Annotated in this window: 20 protein-coding genes and 1 pseudogene; 9 read left to right on the forward strand and 12 right to left on the reverse strand. The window is 67.5% G+C overall.

Annotated features, from left to right (window positions below):
* Window positions 1-102 precede the first annotated feature (102 nt).
* A complete protein-coding gene (locus tag ACO6VK_RS04775) occupies window positions 103-594 on the reverse strand; it encodes a MarR family winged helix-turn-helix transcriptional regulator (RefSeq protein WP_411852442.1) in 492 nt (163 codons plus the stop codon).
* 174 nt (window positions 595-768) lie between these two features.
* On the opposite strand from ACO6VK_RS04775, the gene hppD reads away from it, so the two are divergent.
* A complete protein-coding gene (gene hppD, locus ACO6VK_RS04780; RefSeq protein WP_422505820.1) occupies window positions 769-1839 on the forward strand; it encodes a 4-hydroxyphenylpyruvate dioxygenase in 1071 nt (356 codons plus the stop codon).
* An 87-nt stretch (window positions 1840-1926) separates the two neighbouring features.
* Window positions 1927-3231, forward strand: coding sequence for a homogentisate 1,2-dioxygenase (gene hmgA, locus ACO6VK_RS04785; RefSeq protein ID WP_422505805.1), 1305 nt, complete (start codon window positions 1927-1929; stop codon window positions 3229-3231).
* A 42-nt stretch (window positions 3232-3273) separates the two neighbouring features.
* Here the strand turns inward: hmgA and ACO6VK_RS04790 are convergent, their stop codons facing one another.
* From ACO6VK_RS04790 to ACO6VK_RS04800, 3 genes are read right to left on the reverse strand one after another with little or no spacing between them, the layout of a single operon-like run.
* A complete protein-coding gene (locus tag ACO6VK_RS04790; protein ID WP_422505806.1) occupies window positions 3274-4095 on the reverse strand; it encodes a GSU2403 family nucleotidyltransferase fold protein in 822 nt (273 codons plus the stop codon).
* A complete protein-coding gene (locus ACO6VK_RS04795) occupies window positions 4088-5275 on the reverse strand; it encodes a hypothetical protein (protein ID WP_422505807.1) in 1188 nt (395 codons plus the stop codon). Before ACO6VK_RS04795 ends, ACO6VK_RS04790 begins: the two co-directional genes overlap by 8 nt.
* A gap of 50 nt (window positions 5276-5325) precedes the next feature.
* Window positions 5326-5862: a hypothetical protein gene (locus ACO6VK_RS04800; protein WP_422505808.1), complete on the reverse strand. Its 537-nt coding sequence runs from the start codon at window positions 5860-5862 to the stop codon at window positions 5326-5328.
* Window positions 5863-5995: 133 nt separating this feature from the next.
* Here ACO6VK_RS04800 and ACO6VK_RS04805 point away from each other — a divergent pair, with 133 nt between their 5' ends.
* Window positions 5996-6604, forward strand: a complete 609-nt coding sequence (locus ACO6VK_RS04805) for a hypothetical protein (protein WP_422505809.1) — start codon at window positions 5996-5998, stop codon at window positions 6602-6604.
* Between the two features lie 51 nt (window positions 6605-6655).
* Window positions 6656-7612, forward strand: coding sequence for a sodium:calcium antiporter (locus ACO6VK_RS04810; RefSeq protein ID WP_422505810.1), 957 nt, complete (start codon window positions 6656-6658; stop codon window positions 7610-7612).
* Between the two features lie 41 nt (window positions 7613-7653).
* On the opposite strand, the gene ACO6VK_RS04815 is transcribed toward ACO6VK_RS04810, so the two are convergent.
* From ACO6VK_RS04815 to ACO6VK_RS04850, 8 genes are all read right to left on the reverse strand, one after another.
* On the reverse strand, window positions 7654-8031 hold the full coding sequence (locus tag ACO6VK_RS04815; protein WP_422505811.1) for a Na+/H+ antiporter subunit G: 378 nt from the start codon (window positions 8029-8031) through the stop codon (window positions 7654-7656).
* Complete coding sequence (locus ACO6VK_RS04820; protein ID WP_070472350.1) at window positions 8028-8312, reverse strand: K+/H+ antiporter subunit F; 285 nt, start codon at window positions 8310-8312, stop codon at window positions 8028-8030. The genes ACO6VK_RS04815 and ACO6VK_RS04820 overlap by 4 nt, the downstream gene beginning before the upstream one ends.
* The gene (locus ACO6VK_RS04825; RefSeq protein WP_411852436.1) at window positions 8309-8815 is read right to left on the reverse strand and encodes a Na+/H+ antiporter subunit E; all 507 of its coding nucleotides are present in this window, start codon (window positions 8813-8815) and stop codon (window positions 8309-8311) included. The genes ACO6VK_RS04820 and ACO6VK_RS04825 overlap by 4 nt, the downstream gene beginning before the upstream one ends.
* Complete coding sequence (locus ACO6VK_RS04830; RefSeq protein WP_422505812.1) at window positions 8812-10347, reverse strand: monovalent cation/H+ antiporter subunit D; 1536 nt, start codon at window positions 10345-10347, stop codon at window positions 8812-8814. Before ACO6VK_RS04830 ends, ACO6VK_RS04825 begins: the two co-directional genes overlap by 4 nt.
* The gene (locus ACO6VK_RS04835) at window positions 10344-10733 is read right to left on the reverse strand and encodes a Na+/H+ antiporter subunit C (RefSeq protein ID WP_422505813.1); all 390 of its coding nucleotides are present in this window, start codon (window positions 10731-10733) and stop codon (window positions 10344-10346) included. Before ACO6VK_RS04835 ends, ACO6VK_RS04830 begins: the two co-directional genes overlap by 4 nt.
* Window positions 10733-13561 carry a monovalent cation/H+ antiporter subunit A gene (locus tag ACO6VK_RS04840; RefSeq protein WP_422505814.1) on the reverse strand — a complete coding sequence of 943 codons (2829 nt, stop codon included), beginning with the start codon at window positions 13559-13561 and terminating at the stop codon, window positions 10733-10735. Before ACO6VK_RS04840 ends, ACO6VK_RS04835 begins: the two co-directional genes overlap by 1 nt.
* A 358-nt stretch (window positions 13562-13919) precedes the next feature.
* Entirely contained in the window at window positions 13920-14405 is a 486-nt protein-coding gene (locus tag ACO6VK_RS04845) for a DUF962 domain-containing protein (protein ID WP_422505815.1), read from the reverse strand.
* 182 nt (window positions 14406-14587) lie between these two features.
* On the reverse strand, window positions 14588-15514 hold the full coding sequence (locus ACO6VK_RS04850) for a phosphoribosylaminoimidazolesuccinocarboxamide synthase (RefSeq protein ID WP_422505816.1): 927 nt from the start codon (window positions 15512-15514) through the stop codon (window positions 14588-14590).
* A 143-nt stretch (window positions 15515-15657) separates the two neighbouring features.
* Here ACO6VK_RS04850 and ACO6VK_RS04855 point away from each other — a divergent pair, with 143 nt between their 5' ends.
* The 5 genes and pseudogenes from ACO6VK_RS04855 to ACO6VK_RS04875 form a co-directional block, all read left to right on the forward strand.
* Window positions 15658-15987, forward strand: coding sequence for a J domain-containing protein (locus tag ACO6VK_RS04855; RefSeq protein ID WP_422505817.1), 330 nt, complete (start codon window positions 15658-15660; stop codon window positions 15985-15987).
* Window positions 15988-16030: 43 nt separating this feature from the next.
* A complete protein-coding gene (gene rpe / locus ACO6VK_RS04860) occupies window positions 16031-16708 on the forward strand; it encodes a ribulose-phosphate 3-epimerase (RefSeq protein WP_422505818.1) in 678 nt (225 codons plus the stop codon).
* A 9-nt stretch (window positions 16709-16717) separates the two neighbouring features.
* Window positions 16718-17200 carry a GNAT family N-acetyltransferase gene (locus tag ACO6VK_RS04865; protein WP_422505821.1) on the forward strand — a complete coding sequence of 161 codons (483 nt, stop codon included), beginning with the start codon at window positions 16718-16720 and terminating at the stop codon, window positions 17198-17200.
* A gap of 253 nt (window positions 17201-17453) precedes the next feature.
* Window positions 17454-18386, forward strand: a complete 933-nt coding sequence (yegS, locus tag ACO6VK_RS04870) for a lipid kinase YegS (RefSeq protein WP_422505819.1) — start codon at window positions 17454-17456, stop codon at window positions 18384-18386.
* Window positions 18387-18553: 167 nt separating this feature from the next.
* Window positions 18554-18903, forward strand: a pseudogene (locus ACO6VK_RS04875) (anthranilate synthase component I); the annotation flags it as partial.

The following is an 18903-nucleotide window of genomic DNA, read 5'->3' on the forward strand; positions in this document are numbered from 1 at the left end:
AACGGGCTGCCCTGGGGGTGTATGCGGGGGAAAAGCACGTGGGCGAGTAGTGCCGGGCTCTGCCCGGCCGACCGTCATGATGCAGCCGGGCAGAGCCCGGCTCTACGCCTCGTCCATGCGCTGCAGACCTTCCCCGGCCAGGCGCAGGATCAGCGTTTCCAGCATCTGCTCCTCCTCCTCGCTGAGCACGGACATCAGCTTGCGGGTGATCTCGATCACCAGCGGGGCGATGGTCTCGTAGACCTCGAACCCGGCCGCCGACAGCGCCAGCACCGAGCGGCGGCGGTCGTCGCCGTGGGTTTCACGCTTGATGAAGCCCCGTTCGAGCAGTCTGGCCACGGCACGGCTGACGGCCACCTTGTCCATCGCGGTGCGATCGGACACCTCGCTCGCCGACGAACCCGGGTACAGGGCCAGGATGGTGATGACCCGCCATTCCGGGATCGCCAGGCCATAACGGTCCCCATACAGCTTGGCGATATTGCCGCTGACCCGGTTGGACAACACGCTGAGCCGATACGGCAGGAACTGCTCCAGATCGAGCAGGGCGTGCGAGGCGCGGATGCTGTGGCTGGTGGGATCGGGCGGGCTCATGCTGCGGTGCACCTTGATGGTGGTTTCATGTGAAACTATAACCCTTCAGTCCGGACTCCGCATTCTCGCGGGTCTGCCTTCCTCCCGCACCTGGTTTTTTCCGATGCGGACTTGCTTTGGAGCCACATCATGAGCAGCCAACTGAGCACCGCGTCCCACGCACCCAACCCGGGCATGCAGGTCACCACCTTCGAAAACCCGATGGGCATCGACGGTTTCGAGTTCGTCGAATTTGCTGCGCCGGCCGGCCGGGGCGCCGAACTGCACGCCTATTTCCGCAAGATGGGCTTCTCCGCGGTGCTGCGCCACAAGCAGCGCGCGATCACCGTGTACCGCCAGGGCGACGTCAACTTCCTGGTCAACGAAGAGCCCGATTCGTTCGCCGCCGACTTCGCCGAGAAGCATGGCCCGTGCGCCTGTGGCTTCGCCATCCGCTTCCAGAAGCCGGGCGACGAGGTGTTCCAGATGGCGCTCGGCAACGGCGCCGAGGCGATCGACTTCAAGCCGGAGACCAAGGCCGTGCCGGCACCGGTGATCAAGGGCATCGGCGACTGCATGCTGTACCTGGTGGATCGCTACGGCGCCAACGGCAGCATGTTCGACACCGACTACGCGCCGATCGACGGTGCCGAGCAGCGTCCGGTCGGGTTCGGCCTGACCTTCATCGACCACCTGACCCACAACCTGTACTTCGGCAACATGCAGCAGTGGTCGGACTACTACGAGCGCCTGTTCAACTTCCGTGAGATCCGCTACTTCGACATCAAGGGCCTCAAGACCGGCCTGGTGTCCAAGGCGATGACCGCGCCGGACGGCATCGTGCGCATTCCGCTCAACGAATCCTCCGATCCGAAGAGCCAGATCAACGAGTACCTCGACGCCTACAAGGGCGAGGGCATCCAGCACATTGCCTGCTTCACCGAGAACATCTACGAGACCGTCGAGGCGATGCGCGCGCAGGGCGTGGAGTTCCTGGATACGCCGGAGACCTACTTCGACGTGATCGACATGCGCGTGCCGGGCCACGGCGAAGACGTGGCGCGCCTGGCGAAGAACAAGATCCTGATCGACGCCGACCCGGAGACCAAGCAGCGCAAACTGCTGCAGATCTTCACCACCAACTGCATCGGCCCGATCTTCTTCGAGATCATCCAGCGCAAGGGCAACGAAGGCTTCGGCGAAGGCAACTTCACCGCGCTGTTCGAGAGCATCGAGCGCGACCAGATGAAGCGCGGCGTACTGTAACGTGGCACGGGGCGGCCCGGCCGCCCCACCGCCCCAGTACGAATGAACACAACGCCGGGATCCGCCCGGCACCATGAGAGCCCGACCATGCCCACCTCCATCGCATCACGCGGTTACCAGACCGGTTTCGGCAACGAGTTCGCCACCGAAGCCGTGCCGGGAGCGTTGCCGGTCGGGCGCAATTCGCCGCAGCGGGTGGCGCACGGCCTGTATGCCGAGCAGCTGTCCGGCACGGCCTTTACCGCGCCGCGCGGCAGCAACCGCCGCAGCTGGGTCTACCGGATCCGTCCGGCGGTGACCCACGGCGAGTTCACCGCCTATGCGCAGCCGCACCTGCACAGCGACTTCGCCCACGGTGCGGTCTCGCCCAACCAGCTGCGCTGGAACCCGCTGCCGCTGCCGACCACGCCCACCGACTTCATCGATGGCCTGTACACGATGGGTGGCAACGGCGCGCCGGATGCGCACCACGGTGTGGGCATCCACCTGTACGCGGCCAACGCGGACATGCAGGGCCGCTACTTCTACAACGCCGACGGCGAGCTGCTGATCGTGCCGGAGCTCGGCCGCCTGCGCCTGCTCACCGAGTTCGGCGTGATCGAAATCGAGCCGCAGCAGATCGCGGTGATGCCGCGCGGCGTGCGCTTCCGGGTCGAGCTGCCCGACGGGCAGGCTCGCGGCTACATCTGCGAGAACTTCGGCGCGCTGCTGAAGCTGCCCGACCTGGGGCCGATCGGTTCCAACGGCCTGGCCAACCCGCGCGATTTTGAAACCCCGCACGCCGCCTTCGAAGACCTCGACGGCGCGTTCGAGCTGATCGCCAAGTTCGGCGGCCAGCTGTGGCGCGCGGACATCGACCATTCGCCGCTGGACGTGGTCGCCTGGCACGGCAACTACGCGCCGTACCGCTACGACCTGCACCGCTTCAACACGATCGGCTCGATCAGCCACGACCATCCGGACCCGTCGATCTTCCTGGTGCTGCATTCGCCCAGCGACACGCCCGGGACCAGCAACATGGACTTCGCCATCTTCCCGCCCCGCTGGCTGGTGGCGCAGGACACCTTCCGCCCGCCGTGGTTCCACCGCAACATCGCCAGCGAGTTCATGGGCCTGATCCACGGCGCCTACGACGCCAAGGCCGAAGGCTTCGTGCCCGGCGGCGCCTCGCTGCACAACTGCATGAGTGGGCACGGCCCGGATGCGGCCACCTTCGACAAGGCCTCGGCAGCGGACCTGAGCAGGCCGGACGTCATCAAGGACACGATGGCCTTCATGTTCGAGACCCGCGGCGTGATCCGCCCCACCGCGCAGGCGATGGACGCCGCGCACCGGCAGCGCGATTACCAGCACTGCTGGCAGGGGCTGAAGGCCAACTTCCCCCGGGAGTAGCCGTACGTGCATCCACGCCGGTACACGGCGTGGATACCTGACTCAGGACACGCGTATGCCCAGGATTTCTCCCAGCATGAGATGGCAGGTCTGGCGCATCCGTTCAGGGTCGAGGTCGCGATCCTGGGGAATGGCCGCAGCGTCGCGCAACCGGTCGCTCATGTGCCCGAAGCACTGTGTACTGGATGCGACGATGGCATCGACCTGGTTGGAATGTATTGCTGGGAGGAGCGACGCCTCCCAGATGTTCTTCAGCAGATCCAGCTCATGGTTGAACAGCTGGAGCGCATCATGGATGTAGAGGATGTCCTGCGGCTTCTTGTCGTCCGGTCGCCGATCGTGAATCAGCAGCTTCTGGACGATGAAGCTCACCGGATTGGGAATCTGCAGCTGGCAGCCCCGTGCGTCCAGCCACGCTTCATCCAGGGTCACCTGCCACGGTGATAGCAGCAGTATCTCCAGGTAGCGCAGGCGCTGCGCCGTCACTCCGGCGTTCTCCACCGTGAGATACGGCGTTTTGTCGCGCCTCAGGCCGCTGCCCGACAGGGGTGTCAGGAACTCCGCATAGAAGCCGTTGGCGTCGTCCTCTCCCAGTGCGTACTGCGAGATGGGCGGGTGATGGTTCCCTGTCAACTGCTCGATGAAGCCGGCGTCGCGCAGGCTATGGTTCATGCTCCCCTCGAGCTTCTCGCCTTCCGCGAAAGCAACATCCGCATCCAACGTCGCCAAGGGAGCGTGGGATTGCGCCTGCGAATTCGGGTGAAGTCGGTAGAGCCGGTGCGCCCATCCTCCAATGAACACCAGTTTCGGGTGCCACGGAGACAATGCGCCGACCAGTCTGGCAAATGCCTGTCGATCATTCATCAGCTGCCCCCATGACGTCGGCGAGCACGTTGTTGCGCAGGAATTCCGCCTGTTCCCGTCCTCGCGACGGATGTGAGGTCGTGTCAAGGAAGATCTGGAGGACGTCCGCTGCAAGCGCTCCGTCCAAGCGCACCGCCCCGCGGAACAGCGACTCGGGCGCGAGGGCCTGTTTGAGAATCAACTGCGGGCGGTCGCCCGGTTGAGTCGGCATCAGACCGGGCGGAAGCTGGCTCGGTGCCAGCCTGCGCACGTACGCATAGGGAAGCACGCCACTGACATGCCCCACGCCGAGCAGGTCTGCAGCGGAAAACATGCCCACGCAGGCGTCGAGATGCTGAGCGATGCGCAGCAGGTTCTTTGGCGGGCTGATGGGAAGCACGGAGGTCATCCGCATCTCTGCAGACGAGCGCCCGGCCGCAGAGCTCCAACGGAGGAAGAGTTCGCGCCTGCGCACCAGTCTGATCGTCTTTCCCGACGTATCCAGAAATCCCTCTTCGCCGAGGCGACGCAGCAGGCGGGAGGCGCTCATGGCAGACACCTGCGCGGCAGCGGCGAGATCACCACCGGTCCGGTATTCCCCCCGAGGCGCATGCAGGAGCCTTTCGGGGATTTCCGGAGCCAACAGGACCTTGAGCATCCACTGATTCAGATCCGAGAACAGATCCGACGCATGCCTGAGCGTGCCTGCGTTCGAAGGAACGGGCTCGATCGTTGGCGCAACGTTCAACTCCTCCAATCCTTCTCCTATGAACCAGGCGCCGCCGGCACTGCTCAGAACGCCGATGGCCGTCTCCGGTGCATAGGCCTGGTGGAACGCACGAATCTTATCGACGAGTCCATCGCTTGCCTGACGGACATGGACGACAGCCAATGGTTGGGCGCCGGTATGCAGGGCATGGCGCGACGCCTGCAGAATCGCCTGGGACAGCATCGGAAGGACGCGATCAGCTCGCGGCTCTGCGGAAGATTTCACTTCCACCACATAGTGCAGAGGCCCCTTTTCGGCGAGGAGATCCGCTGCAGGCTCGGCAGGCGTCCCTGCGGCGGATACATGCCAGCCATGCCGGAGAAAGTGCTCGGCGAGCTGGCGCTCGGCAGCAGGCCAGTGGGGAGGCAGGGGCGATGGCATGACGGTGGTCTCCGATGGGCCTATCACGGCCATGATAGATACCTTGGCCATGTTAATTATCACGGCCAAGGTAGACGGTCAAACCCACCGGCCCTCCAGGGTTAGGCCATGCTGTGCGCGAAGCCGGCCGAATGCGCCTCCGGCAATACCTCCAGCAGGCGCTGCCGCACCCGTTCGGCATAGCCGGGCGAGGTCAGGGCCGGCAGGGCCTCCAGCGCGGTGTGCAGGCCGTTGATCACGTCCGCATCGCTGCGTGCCTGCTGCAGGGCGTGGAACAGCGCCGCAGCGCGGGGATGGCGCTGCAGTTCCAGAATGCCGAGCAGATAGATGCGCGCGGCCACCAGCGAGCGGCGGCGCTCGACGGGGGCTGCCACCCCGGTACGGACCGGTGCGGCGGCGACCGGAGCAGGCGCGGCCGGCGTCGACGCCGGCGTGGCCCCCGGGGGCGCGGAGACCAGATAGCCGGCCTGGATCAGCTGGATCACCATTGCCGACGCTTCCGCGCCCACCAGGGCGGTCAGCTGCGGCAGGTCGCGCTGGCCGTCGCACAGGATCAGCAGGCGGCGCTGGCGCATGTCCAGGGGCGCACGGTGGGCCTGCAGGGCGGTGCGGGCGAGGTCGGTCTTGCGCGGTTGCATGGGCGTGGGGTCGATGCGGTGCAGGCCGAGCCTGAACGCGGCAGGTGAAACGGCGATGACAGCCCCCCGGGCTGCATGCAGCCACTGCACGGCGATCGCGCTAGGCTGCCCGACACCGACTGGAGGACACCGCATGAAGCAGCTGGGAAGCGTTCTGGCCCTGGGCCTGGTACTGGCCGTGGGGGGATGTGGGCGAACGGCGGATTCCACGCCCGACGCCGCCGGGGCAGCGGCGGCGCCCGCCGGCCCGACCGCAACACCGGCGACGCCCGCCGATCCGCCGGCAGCCGCGGCGGCCACCGGAACGGCGCGTCTGGATGGCTACGGCCCGGTCAGCCTGGACAGCTCGCTGGACCAGGTCCGCGCGGCCTGGAAGGAGCCGCTGCAGGGTGAGGTCCCCGATGACTACTGCCACTCGCTGCGGCCGCAGGGCGCGCAGGCCGAGGATGTGGTGTTCATGATCGAAGGCCGGCGTCTGGTCCGCTACGACGTGCACAACGACCGCATCGTCGCCCCGGGCGGTGGCAAGGTCGGGATGTCGCTGGGCGAGCTGCAGACGCTCTATCCGGACCGCGGCGACGTCACCCCGCACAAGTACGACGAGAAGGGCCACAACCTGCGCGTGCGCCCGGCCAGCGAGGGCGGCGCGCTGATCAACTTCGAAATCGACGGCAATGGCACCGTCACCGACTGGCGGGTGGGGCTGCCGCCGCAGGTCGATTACGTGGAAGGCTGCCTGTAACGCCACCGTGGCCCTAGAATCGGGCCACGCCTGCCACCGGGGGATTCACCGATGATCGCTGCTGCCACATGGTTCGTACTGGGTCTGGTGCTGCTCGCGCTGGGCGGCGATTCGATCGTCAAGGCGGCCTCCGGGCTGGCCCAGCGCTTCGGCGCCTCGCCCTTCGTGGCCGGGTTGCTGCTGGTCGCCTTCGGCACGTCGCTGCCCGAACTGGTGGTCAACGCGCGGGCCTTCGTGGTCGGCGCGGAGGCGCTGGCGCTGGGCAACGCGGTGGGCAGCAACATCGTCAATGTGGGCCTGACCCTGGGCATGGCCGCCCTCGCGGCGCCGCTGCTGGTGCGTGCACGGCTGCTCTCGCCGCTGCTGGTGCTGCTGGCGGTCTCCAGCCTGGCCCTGATCGTGTTCGGGCTGGACGGGGTGGTCGCACGCTGGGAGGGCGCGCTGCTGCTGCTGGGCTTCGTGGCGGTGCTGGTGTTCGTGCTGCGCCGTGCGCGGCAGGAGTCCGAGCCGGTGCGTGATGCCATCGCCGGTTACGCCATGACCCGTACCGGCCTGTTCCTCAACGTGCTGCGCGTGGTGTTCGCTGCGGTCTGCCTGTACTACGGCGCGCGCTGGGTCGTGCAGGCCGCACCGGTGTTCGGTGCGGGCCTGGGCTGGTCGCCGCTGCTGGTCGGCCTGCTGCCCGTCGCCATCGGCACCGCCCTGCCGGAAGTGGCCGCGGCCATCGCCGCCGCACGGCGTGGGCAGGGCGACATGGTGCTGGGCCATGTCATCGGCTCGAGCCTGTTCAATCTGCTGGTGGTGGTGGGTGGCATGGCCGCGCTGCGACCGCTGGCGCTGCCCGAGTCGTTCGTGAAGCTGGAGCTGCCGGCGGCGATCGCCTTCGTGCTGGTGCTGTATCCGATGCTGCGCGGCGACCTGACCATCAGCCGCCGCGAGGGCGGCGTGCTGCTGGTGGCGTTCCTGGGCTGGATCGCGCTGGAGCTGGCGCTGGCCACGGGCGGCTGACAGCGCGCCGTCGCGGCCGTTTCACCGTCGCCGTTGGCGCGTCAGGGGGTGTCGTCGCGGCGCGGTTCCGGCGGCGGCAGTGCTTCTTCCTTCGCCGTTTCATCGCCCGGCAGGGTGGGGCGCTTTTCCATCATCAGCGACAGTGCGGCCTTGGCCATCATGTGGGCGCTGATCGGGGCGGTGATGAACAGGAACACGGTGATCAGCAGCTCGCGCGGCTGCGGGTCTTCGCCGAGGAAGATGTGATAGCACACCGACCCGACCAGCACGCAGCCCACGCCCAGCGTGCTGGCCTTGGTCGGCGCATGCAGGCGCTTGAAGAAACTCGACAGCTTCACCAGGCCAAGCGCGCCGACCAGAATGAAGAAGCAGCCGAACAGCAGCAGGATCGACAGCACGATCTGGATGAAGGTGATCATTCGACGATGTCCCGGCGCAGCACGAACTTGCTCAGCACCACGGTGCTGCCGAACCCGAGCATGGCGATGATCAGCGCCGCTTCGAAGTACACCGCCGAGTTGAGGTACATGCCGAACAGCATCAGCTCGGCGATTGCCGTCACCGACAGGGTGTCCAGCGCGAGGATGCGATCGGGCACGGTGGGGCCGCGCAGCAGGCGCCAGGTGGCCAGCAGCATGGCCAGGCCGACCACGTGCATGCACACCACCATCGTGGTCTGGATGAACATGTATCCGGTCATGGGAAAATCTCCATCAGCGGGGCTTCGTAGCGGGTCTTGATCTGCCGGATCAGCTCGTCCGGGTCGTCCAGGTGCAGCACATGCACCAGCAGGTAGCGGCGGTCGTCCGACAGCGCGGCCGACACGGTGCCCGGGGTCAGCGTGATCATGCTGGTCAGCGCGGCGATGCCGTGGATGTTGGCGATGTCCAGCGGCAGCCAGATGAACCCGGGGTGGATGCGGCGCTCCGGCCCCAGCACCTGGATCGCCACGCGGATGTTGGAGACCAGGATGTCCCACAGGGTCACCACTACCAGCTTGGGCAGCGGCCGCAGCGACCCGATGCGGGCGAACTCGCGGTCCAGCCGCGCGGCGAACAGCGGCACCACCAGGCCCAGGAACATGCCGAGCACGAACTGGCCCACGGTGAAGCTGTCGGACATCAGCAGCCAGAACGCCACCACCATCACGCTCAGTGAGGGCGAGGGCAGCACGCGCTTGTACAGCGAAGGACGGGCGCTCATGGCTGGCGGATCTCCGGCGTGGTCGCGCGCAGCCCGTTCACATACTCCTGCGGCTGCAGCAGCTGGGTGGCCATCGCGTCGGTGTGCTGCATCAGCGGGCCGGCGAACAGGCTCATCGCGATGCCGTAGCTCAACAGCAGGGCCGCGGCGATGAGTTCGACGGTACGCGTCGGCGCCTTGCGTGCGGGCGGTGCGCCGTCTTCGGCCACCGGCACGCGCCAGAACAGGCGGATGCCGGCGCGGGTCAGGCCGACGATCACCATCAGGCTGCTGCCCAGGACCGCCGTCCACACCACCCCGGTGTAGGCCGGGGGCATGCCGGCCAGCAGCGCGGCCTTGGCCAGGAAGCCGGACAGCGGCGGCAGGCCGGCCACGGCCACCGCGCCGATCAGGAACAGCACCGCCGGGGTCTGCTTGCCCGGCATCGGTGCGATCACTTCCTTGCGGTCGCTCGCACCACCCCGCCGGCGGCGGATCAGGTCCGCCACCAGGAACAGCGCTGCGGCGACGAAGGTGCTGTGCGGCAGGTAGTACAACCCGGCCGACAGCACCTGCGGAGTGCGCACGGCGAAGGCGATGAACAGCGTGGCCGCCGACACCACCACCAGGTAGGAGATCAGCACCCGCAACCGCGCCGCCGCCAGCACGCCCAGGCCGCCGAGCACCAGCGTGGCCACGCCCGCCCACAGCAGCCAGTCGCTGCCGTAGCCGGCCATCGCGCCGGCATCCTCGCCGAACCACAGCGTGCTCACCCGCAGCACCGCATACAGCCCGACCTTGGTCATGATCGCGAACAGCGCCGCCACCGCGGCCGGCGCGCGCGCATAGGCCTCGGGCAGCCACAGGTACAGCGGCATCAGCGCGGCCTTGCTGCAGAACACCAGCAGCAACAGGCCCATCGTGGCCTTGACCAGCAGCAGGTGCGAGGGCGGCACCTCGGCGATGCGCTGGGACAGCTCGGCCATGTTGAGCGACCCCAGCGAGGCGTACAGCAGGCCCAGGGCGATCAGGAACAGGGTCGAGGCGGTGACGTTGAACACCACATAGTGCAGGCCGATGCGCATGCGCAGGCCGCGCCCACCGCTGAGCAGCAGGCCGTAGGAGGCGATCAGCATCACCTCGAAGAACACGAACAGATTGAAGATGTCGCCGGTCAGGAAAGCGCCGTTGAGGCCGACCAGCTGGAACTGGAACAGCGCGTGGAAGTGCGGCGCGCGACGGTCCCAGCCCGAGCAGGCGTGCAGCAGGCAGGGAATGGCGAGCAGCAGCGTGGTGACCAGCATCCACGCCGACAGGCGGTCGGCGACCAGCGCGATGCCCAGCCGCGACGGCCAGTCGCCGAGCAGGTACACCGCGATGCTGCCATCGGCCGTCTGCGCGAACAGCAGCGCGACCGCGGCGGCCAGCGCGGTCAGCGTGGTCCACGCCACGCTGCGCTGGACCTTGGGCCCGTAACGGCGGTGCTCCACGAACAGCGAGCAGGCCGCGCCGAACAACGGAATCAGGATCGGCAGGATCACCGCATGGTTCATGCGCCGCCCTCCCGGCCCGGCGCGGTATCGGCAGGCGCGGTATCGGACTCTTCTTCGTGTGCGTCGACGTGGTCGCTATGGTTGTCGCTGCGGCTGCGCATGGCAAGCACGATGCTGACGGCGGTCATCGCGAAGGCGATCACGATCGCGGTCAACACCAGCGCCTGCGGCAGCGGATCGGTGTAGTTGCCCAGATCGCTGTCGATGCCCTCGCGCAGCACCGGCGCCTTGCCCGAGACCAGGCGTCCACCGGCGAAGATCAGCAGGTTGGTCGCGTAGGAAAGGAAGGTCATGCCAAGGATGACGTCGAAGCTGCGCGCGCGCAGCAGCAGGTAGATGCCGATCGCGGCCAACACACCGATCGCGCTTGCCAGGGCCAGTTCCATCAGTGCATCTCCCCGGTCTTTGCCGAACGACGGTTGGGATCGATCTCGCCCTTGCGGGCGCTGCGGGTGCGCGACGGCTTGATGGTGCCCATCATCGACAGCATCAGCATCGCCCCGCCGAACACCACCAGGTACACGCCGGTGTCGAAGCCGATCGCGCTGGCCAGCGGCACCTCACCGATCAGCGGCAGGTGCAGGTCCAGGTGGCCGCTGGTCAGGAACGGCACGCCGAACAGCATCGACGCGCTGCCGCTGACGATGGCGATCAGCAGGCCGGCACCGATGCAGCGGATGTAGTCGAAACCGAAGCGCGACTCCACCGAGGCAGTGCCCTGGATCACGTACTGGATCACCAGCGGCACGGCCAGCACCAGACCGGCGATGAAGCCGCCGCCCGGCGCGTTGTGGCCGCGCAGGAACAGGAAGATCGACACGGTCAGGGTCAGCGGGAACATGATCTGGGCCAGATCAGCCGGGACCGGCAGCTTGATCGGCGGCCCGGGCATGATCTGCTCCGGGGCCATCCGCGAACGCCGCAGCATGGCGTGCACCACCAGGGCGGCAATGCCGAACACGGTGATCTCGCCGAAGGTATCGAACCCGCGGAAGTCCACCAGGATCACGTTGACCACGTTCTGGCCGTACGCTTCGGGCAGGGCGCGCGCGAGCAGCTCGCCGGCCATCGTGTTGGGCGGCAGGGTCATTGCGGTGTAGGCCAGCGCGGCCAGACCGCCGCCGCCGAGCACCGCGATCAGCACGTCGCGCCCCTTGCGCCAGGGCGAGCGCTCCCGTGGCGACTGCACCGGCAGGTAGTTCATGCCCAGCAGCATCAGCACCAGCGTGACCATCTCCACCAGCAGCTGGGTCAGCGCCAGGTCGGGGGCGGACAGGAACACGAAGGTCAGCGACACGATCAGGCCGACGCCGCCGAGCAGCAGTACCGCCAGCAGGCGCTGGCGGTACTTGGACAGCGCACCGAACGCGCAGGCCATCATCACCAGCCACAGCGCCCAGCCGAGCAGCGGCAGCGGCTGCGGCGACGGCCAGTTGGGCGAGACCGGCGTGGCCACGAACGGGGCCGCCGCGACGATGATCGCCACCACCACCAGCCCCAGCAGCATGCGCTGCAGGCTGCCGTTGGCCAGCCCCTGGGTCAGCCGGTGGGCGAAGCCGAACACCAGGTCAAGCTGCTTATGGAACAGGTTGCGGCCGGTGGTGCGGGTGACCACCGCATGCAGATTGATCAGGCGGCGCAGGCCGAAGTACAGGGCAATGCCGCCCAGCACGCCGACCGCGCTCATCGCCAGCGGCAGATTGAAGCCATGCCACACCGACAGGCTGTAGGCGGGCATCGCCGGGCCGAGGATGGAGGAGGCGGCCGCGTGCAGCACCGGCGCGATGGTGATGGCGGGGGCGACGCCGACCGCCACGCAGACCACCACCAGAATCTCCACCGGCACCTTCATCCAGCGCGGCGGCTCGTGCGGCACGCGGTCCAGATCGTGCGGGCCCTTGCCGAAGAAGGTGTCGTGCACGAAGCGCAGGCTGTAGGCCACGCCGAACACGCCGGCCAGCAGGGCGGCAACCGACATGGCGATGCGCATCGCTGCCGGGCCTTCCGTGGTCAGCGCCTCGGCGAACAGCATTTCCTTGGACAGGAAGCCGTTGAGCAGTGGAATGCCGGCCATCGCCAGCGAGGCGATGATCGCCAGGGCGCTGGTGAAGGGCATCAGGCGTCGCAGGCCGCCGAGCCTGCGCATGTCGCGGGTGCCGGCTTCATGGTCGATGATGCCGGCGGCCATGAACAGCGAGGCCTTGAAGGTGGCGTGGTTGAGGATGTGGAACACGCCGGCGACCACCGCCATCGGGGCCGACAACCCGAACAGCATCGTGATCAGGCCCAGGTGGGAGATCGTCGAGTACGCCAGCAGGCCTTTCAGGTCGTGCTGGAAGATCGCGTTCCAGGCGCCGATCAGCAGGGTGATCGCGCCGATGCCGCTGACCGTATAGAAGAACAGGTCGGTGCCGGACAGGGCCGGGTGCAGCCGCGCCAGCAGGAACACGCCGGCTTTGACCATCGTGGCCGAGTGCAGGTAGGCCGACACCGGCGTCGGCGCGGCCATCGCGTGCGGCAGCCAGAAATGGAAGGGGAACTGCGCGCTCTTGGTGAAGATGCCGGCCAGCACCAGGAACAGCGCATAGGGATAGAGCGCACTGGCGCGGATCGCATCGCCGGCCGCCAGCACCACATCCAGCTCGAAGCTGCCCACGATGCGGCCGATCAGCAGCACGCCACCGAGCAGGGCCAGGCCGCCGCCGCCGGTCACCACCAGCGCCATCCGCGCGCCCTCGCGCGCATCCTGGCGGTGCGACCAGAACCCGATCAGCAGGAACGAGCTGATGCTGGTCATTTCCCAGAACACCATCAGCAGCAGCAGGTTGCCCGACAGCACCATGCCCAGCATGGCGCCCATGAACAGCAGCAGGTAGCAGTAGAAGCGATGGGCGCTGTCGCGGGCGCTGAGGTAGTAGTGGGCGTACATCACCACCAGCGCGCCGATGGCCAGCACCAGCCCGGCGAACATCCAGGCCAGCCCGTCCAGCCGCAGAGAGAACGCCAGCCCGATCTGCGGCAGCCACTGCCCGAAACTGCGGACAACGCCACCGCCAAGGATCTCGGGGGTGAGGGTCGCCAGCAGCGCCAGCCCACCCAACGGAGCGGCCGCGGCCAACCAGGCGGCCGTGGAGCGGGAGGTGCGTCGGAATGAAGCGACCGCCACGGCCATCAGGAAGGGCAGGGCGAGCAGCAGGAGCAGACTGGGATTCATGCAGGGAATGCGGGATTCACGAGCAGGTCGTTCAGTCTAACAGGCAGGCAATTGTCGCCGATACTCCCGAATACGCTTCGAACTGCATGTAACGTGCGCTGATTCATTTTTTCAGCCTCGTCAGTGGGTCCATCCGGGACCGTCGCGGGCCGTATGGAACCGGTAGGGCGGCTTTGCCGAACGTGGCCTGTCGCAGGGGGCGCCGGGCAGGTTCGGCCCAGCAATGGCAGGGGCTGCGCAAGCCCCCGGACGGTCACGGAGCTGAACGCCAGCGTACCCGGGCGGGGGGTCTGACGCGATGCTGGACGCCTGCGCGTGGACCCCCGGTGAGTGCGGCGGTCCGTTCAGGAAAGTGCGGTCAGAAGCGCCAGTCCAGGCGACGGTAAAGCTTGGCCATCACCCAGGCCGGGCCGATCAGCAGATACACCAGATCGGTGAGAAAACTGGGCTTGCGGCCTTCGATCTTGTGCCCGATGAACTGCGCCACCCAGGCCACGGCGAACACGCCCAGGCCCAGCCAGAACAGGCCGCGCAGGCCGATTTCGGCTTCCAGCAGCCGGCACAGGCAGCCGCTGACGAAGAACAGGGCGAGCATCCCGTAGCCGAGCCGGCGCGACAGACGGTTGTAGTAGGCCCACGCGGCGAACATGGCCAGGCCGGCCCAGATCCCGTACTGGAACCAGGTGATCAACGGCGGCAGGCACCACAGCAGCGCGATCACCGACCACATGATCGCCGGCACCGCGATCACATGGATGCGCTGGTTGATCGCATTGCGGTGGTCGTCGGAATAGCTGGCGAAGTAGCGGTCGATGGGCCGCTCAAGCTGGGTCGTCGTGGACATTGAGCCTCCGGAGTCCAGACAGGATACTCCGCCGCTGCCCCTGACTTGCCGCAGCCGACCAACGGTCGGCTCTACAGCGCAGCCGACCAACGGTCGGCTCTACAGCGCAGCCGACTAACAGTCGGCTCTACAGCGCGCCGACGCTGGTAGAGCCGGGCTCTGCCCGGCTCCACCCACCGATCTCAATCTACCGAGATACCCGCCAGGCGCTGCAGCGCCTCGGCGTACTTGGCGCGGGTGCGCTCGATGATCTCGGCCGGAATGCTCGGGCCGGGGGCGGTCTTGCCCCAGTCCAGCGTCTCCAGGTAGTCACGCACGAACTGCTTGTCGTAGCTCGGCGGGCTGGTGCCCACCTCGTACTCGTCGGCCGGCCAGTAACGCGAGGAATCGGGCGTCAGCATCTCGTCCATGATGTACAGCCGGCCATCGGCATCGGTACCAAACTCGAACTTGGTATCGGCCAGGATGATGCCGCGCTCGCGCGCGTAGTCGGCGGCGAATGCATAGATGCGCAGGGTGGCATCGCGCACGCGCTCGGCCAGATCCGCACCGACCGTCTTCACCATCGCGTCGAAATCGATGTTCTCGTCATGGTCGCCCACGGCGGCCTTGGTCGAGGGGGTGAAGATCGGCTCGGGCAGCTGCTCGGCCTGGCGCAGACCGTCGGGCAGGTCGATGCCGCTGATCTTGCCGGTGCGCTGGTAGTCCTTCCAGCCGCTGCCGATCAGGTAGCCGCGGGCGATCGCTTCCACCGGTACCGGCTTGAGCTTGCGGGTGACCACCGCGCGCTTGGCGTACAGCGCCGGGTCCACGCCCTCGGGCAGGACGCTGGCCACATCGATGCCGGTCAGGTGGTTGGGCATCAGGTGGGCGGTCTTGGCGAACCAGAAATTCGACACCTGGCAGAGCATTTCGCCCTTGCCGGGAATCGGATCGGGCAGCACCACGTCGAAGGCCGACAGACGGTCGGTAGCGACCATCAGCAGGTAGTCCCCCGGCGGAGTGCCGGCGGGCAGCCGGTCGCGCGGAATGTCGAAAACATCACGCACCTTGCCGCGATGGCGCAAGGGCAGGCCGGGGAGATCGGATTGCAACAACGTGGTCGGCACGGGCACTCCTGAGGCTTCGTCAAGACAGCTGTCCAGGGGACCCGGAGGGCCCGCACAGACAGCGGGCGGCCTAGTGTAAAGCGGGTTGGGCCCGCTGTGACGTAAAATGAGTCTCCTTTGTCGACCCGGCCGCCCCCACGACCATGCGCTGGTACGGAAAACTGCTCGGATTCATCGCCGGCGCCCTGCTTTTCAGGCCCAATCCGCTGTTCGGGGCCGTGGTCGGCCTGCTGATCGGGCATGCCTTCGACGCTGACTGGTTCCGGCTGAACAGGGAGAACCCGTACCGCGAGCTGGGGCTGACCTCCGAGGCGACCGACGCCGAGGTCGACCTGGCCTACCGCCGGCTGATCTCCCAGTACCACCCCGACAAGGTCGTCGGCGCCGCCCCGGAGCTGCGCCAGCAGGCCGAGCGCAAGTCGCGCCAGCTCAACGCCGCCTACGACCGCATCAAGACCCTGCGCAAGCGCTGATCCCGCGCGGCGCCACCCCATCCACGTCCTGAAGGCCCCGGCCATGTCCAACTGCATCATCGCCCCCTCCATCCTGTCCGCGAACTTCGCCCGCCTCGGCGAGGAAGTGGACAACGTGCTCGCAGCCGGTGCGGACTGGGTGCACTTCGATGTGATGGACAACCATTACGTGCCCAACCTGACCATCGGCCCGATGGTCTGCCAGGCGCTGCGCAGGCACGGCGTCACCGCGCCGATCGACGTGCATCTGATGGTCGAGCCGGTGGACCGCATCATTCCGGACTTCGCCGAGGCCGGTGCCACCTACATCAGCTTCCATCCGGAGGCCTCCCGCCACGTCCACCGCACCATCCAGCTGATCCGTTCGCTGGGCTGCAAGCCGGGCATCGTGCTCAACCCGGCCACCCCGGTGGACATCCTGGACTGGGTGCTGGACGACCTGGATCTGGTGCTGCTGATGTCGGTCAACCCGGGCTTCGGCGGCCAGGCGTTCATTCCCTCGGCGCTGGACAAGCTGCGCGTGGTGCGCCAGAAGATCGATGCCAGCGGCCGCGACGTGCGGCTGGAGATCGACGGCGGCGTCAAAGCCGACAACATCGGTGCGATCGCCGCCGCCGGTGCCGATGCCTTCGTGGCCGGCTCGGCGATCTTCAACGCCAAGACCAGCTACCAGGACGTGATCGCGCAGATGCGCCAGAACGTCGCCCAGGCGAGGGGCTGAGCCATGCCGGTGGCGACGGTGAACATCCGCGTGGCCACCGCCGAGGATGCGGCGCTGATCCTGCGCTTCATCCGCGAGCTGGCGATCTATGAAAAGGCCGAGTCGTCGGTGCAGACCGACGAGGCCGGCATCCGCGCCAGTCTGTTCGGCGCCGATGCCAAGGCGCGCGCGCTGATCTGCGAGGCCGGTGGCGAGGCCATCGGCTACGCCGTGTACTTCTACAACTACTCCACCTGGCTGGGCCGCAACGGCATCTACCTGGAAGACCTGTACGTCAGCCCGCAGCAGCGCGGCAGCGGTGCCGGCAAGGCGCTGCTGCAGCACATCGCGCGTATCGCGGTCGCCGAAGGCTGTGGCCGTTTCGAATGGTCGGTGCTGGACTGGAACGAACCGGCAATCAGGTTCTACGAAGCTGCCGGCGCGAAGCCGCAGAGCGAGTGGACCGTGTACCGCATGGAAGGCGATGCGCTGCAGGCGTTTGCTGAAGGCTGAGCACCCGTAGAGCCGACCGTTGGTCGGCTGCGCGCATCGCGGGCAAAAAAAAAGACCGCACCCTCTCGGATGCGGCCCTGGGAATATTCGGAGGCTGATCCTGCCTCCATCCGTCGTCCCTGCTATGGACTCCCATTCTCCGGGCGCGCGATGACGCTTTGATGACGCGATCGGCGCGGGCGGGAAGGCGGCTTCACCGCCCCCGACGCGGCGCACTGCTAGCCTGCGCCTCCCTGATCCGTGGAAGTGCTGCATGCGTGGCAAGCGATGGCGTCTGATCCTCAACGGCAAGTCCACCGGCAACACCGACCTGCGCGAGGCGGTGCACGCGCTGCGTGAGCGCGGGGCCACGCTGGAGGTGCGGGTGACCTGGGAGGAGGGCGATGCCGAACGCTATGTGGCCGAGGCGATCGCGCATGGCGTGGATACCATCATTGCCGCCGGCGGTGACGGCACGCTCAGTGAAGTGGCCGAAACGCTGGCGCACCGGGATGAAGATGCCGACACGCTGCCGTCGCTGGGCCTGGTGCCGCTGGGCACGGCCAACGATTTCGCCACGGCGGCGGAGATTCCCGACGATCCCGGCCAGGCGCTGGCACTGATCGAACATGAGCCGCCGCGCCCGGTGGACCTGCTGTGTATCGATGCCGATGGCAAGCGCTGGTGGTGCGCCAACGTGGCCAGTGGCGGCTTTGGTACCGAGGTCACGGTGGAAACCGACGAAGGCCTGAAGAAGATGCTTGGCGGGTTGGCCTACCTGATCACCGGCGTATCGCGGCTGGGCCGCATCGAGCCGATCCAGGCGCGGGTGCGTGCCCCCGGTTTCGAGTGGGAAGGTGGTTTCATCGCGCTGGGGGTCGGCAACGGCCGCCAGGCCGGTGGTGGCCAGGTGCTGTGCCCGGACGCGCATATCGACGACGGCCTGCTGGATCTCACCCTGATTCCCGAGCTCAGCGGCGAAGTCGCCTCCACGCTTACCGCCCTGGTCAAGGGCGGCAAACGGGGCGCGCTGGAACAGGTGGCCGAACGCGTCCAGGCCCCCTGGGTGGAGATCGAGGCCGCCGAGCCGCTCACCCTGAATCTGGATGGCGAGCCGGTCCGCGCCCGCCGCTTCCGCATCGACTGCGTGCCGGGCCGGGTCCGGCTGCACCTGCCGCTGGACAGCCCGCTGCTGTCGCGGCGCTGACCCCCGTGGCGCCGCCGGGTTCCATCCGGTGCCGCCAATGCGGTACAGTCGCCGCGTGTCCATTCTGACGACCCCGCATACCCTTTCTTCCGCTCGCCGCTGGTGGCGATGGTGGCCTGTTGCCGTCGTCCGTCCCGCCACCGCCGTTTCCCGGAAGGAAAGTCGTCTTGATCACGCTCGAGCAGTTCCAGCAGCAGGCCGCTGAAGGCCACACCCGCATCCCCGTCGTCCGCGAAGTGCTGTCCGACCTGGACACGCCGCTCTCGGTCTATCTGAAGCTCGCCGACGGCCCGCATACCTACCTGTTTGAATCGGTCGAAGGCGGCGAACGCTTCGGGCGCTACTCCATCATCGGCCTGCCGGCACGCCGGGTGTATGCCTTCCACGGCCACACCCTGACCGTCAGCGAGGCGGGCCAGGTCGTGGACACCCGTGAGGTCGCCGACCCCTTCACCGAGGTCGAGGGGGGGCGGGGAGAGCACCTCGTGTGTCACACGCGGGGTGTGATGTGTGTGGC

It is taken from the genome of Stenotrophomonas sp. GZD-301, from assembly GCF_049310345.1.
GTDB lineage: Bacteria > Pseudomonadota > Gammaproteobacteria > Xanthomonadales > Xanthomonadaceae > Stenotrophomonas.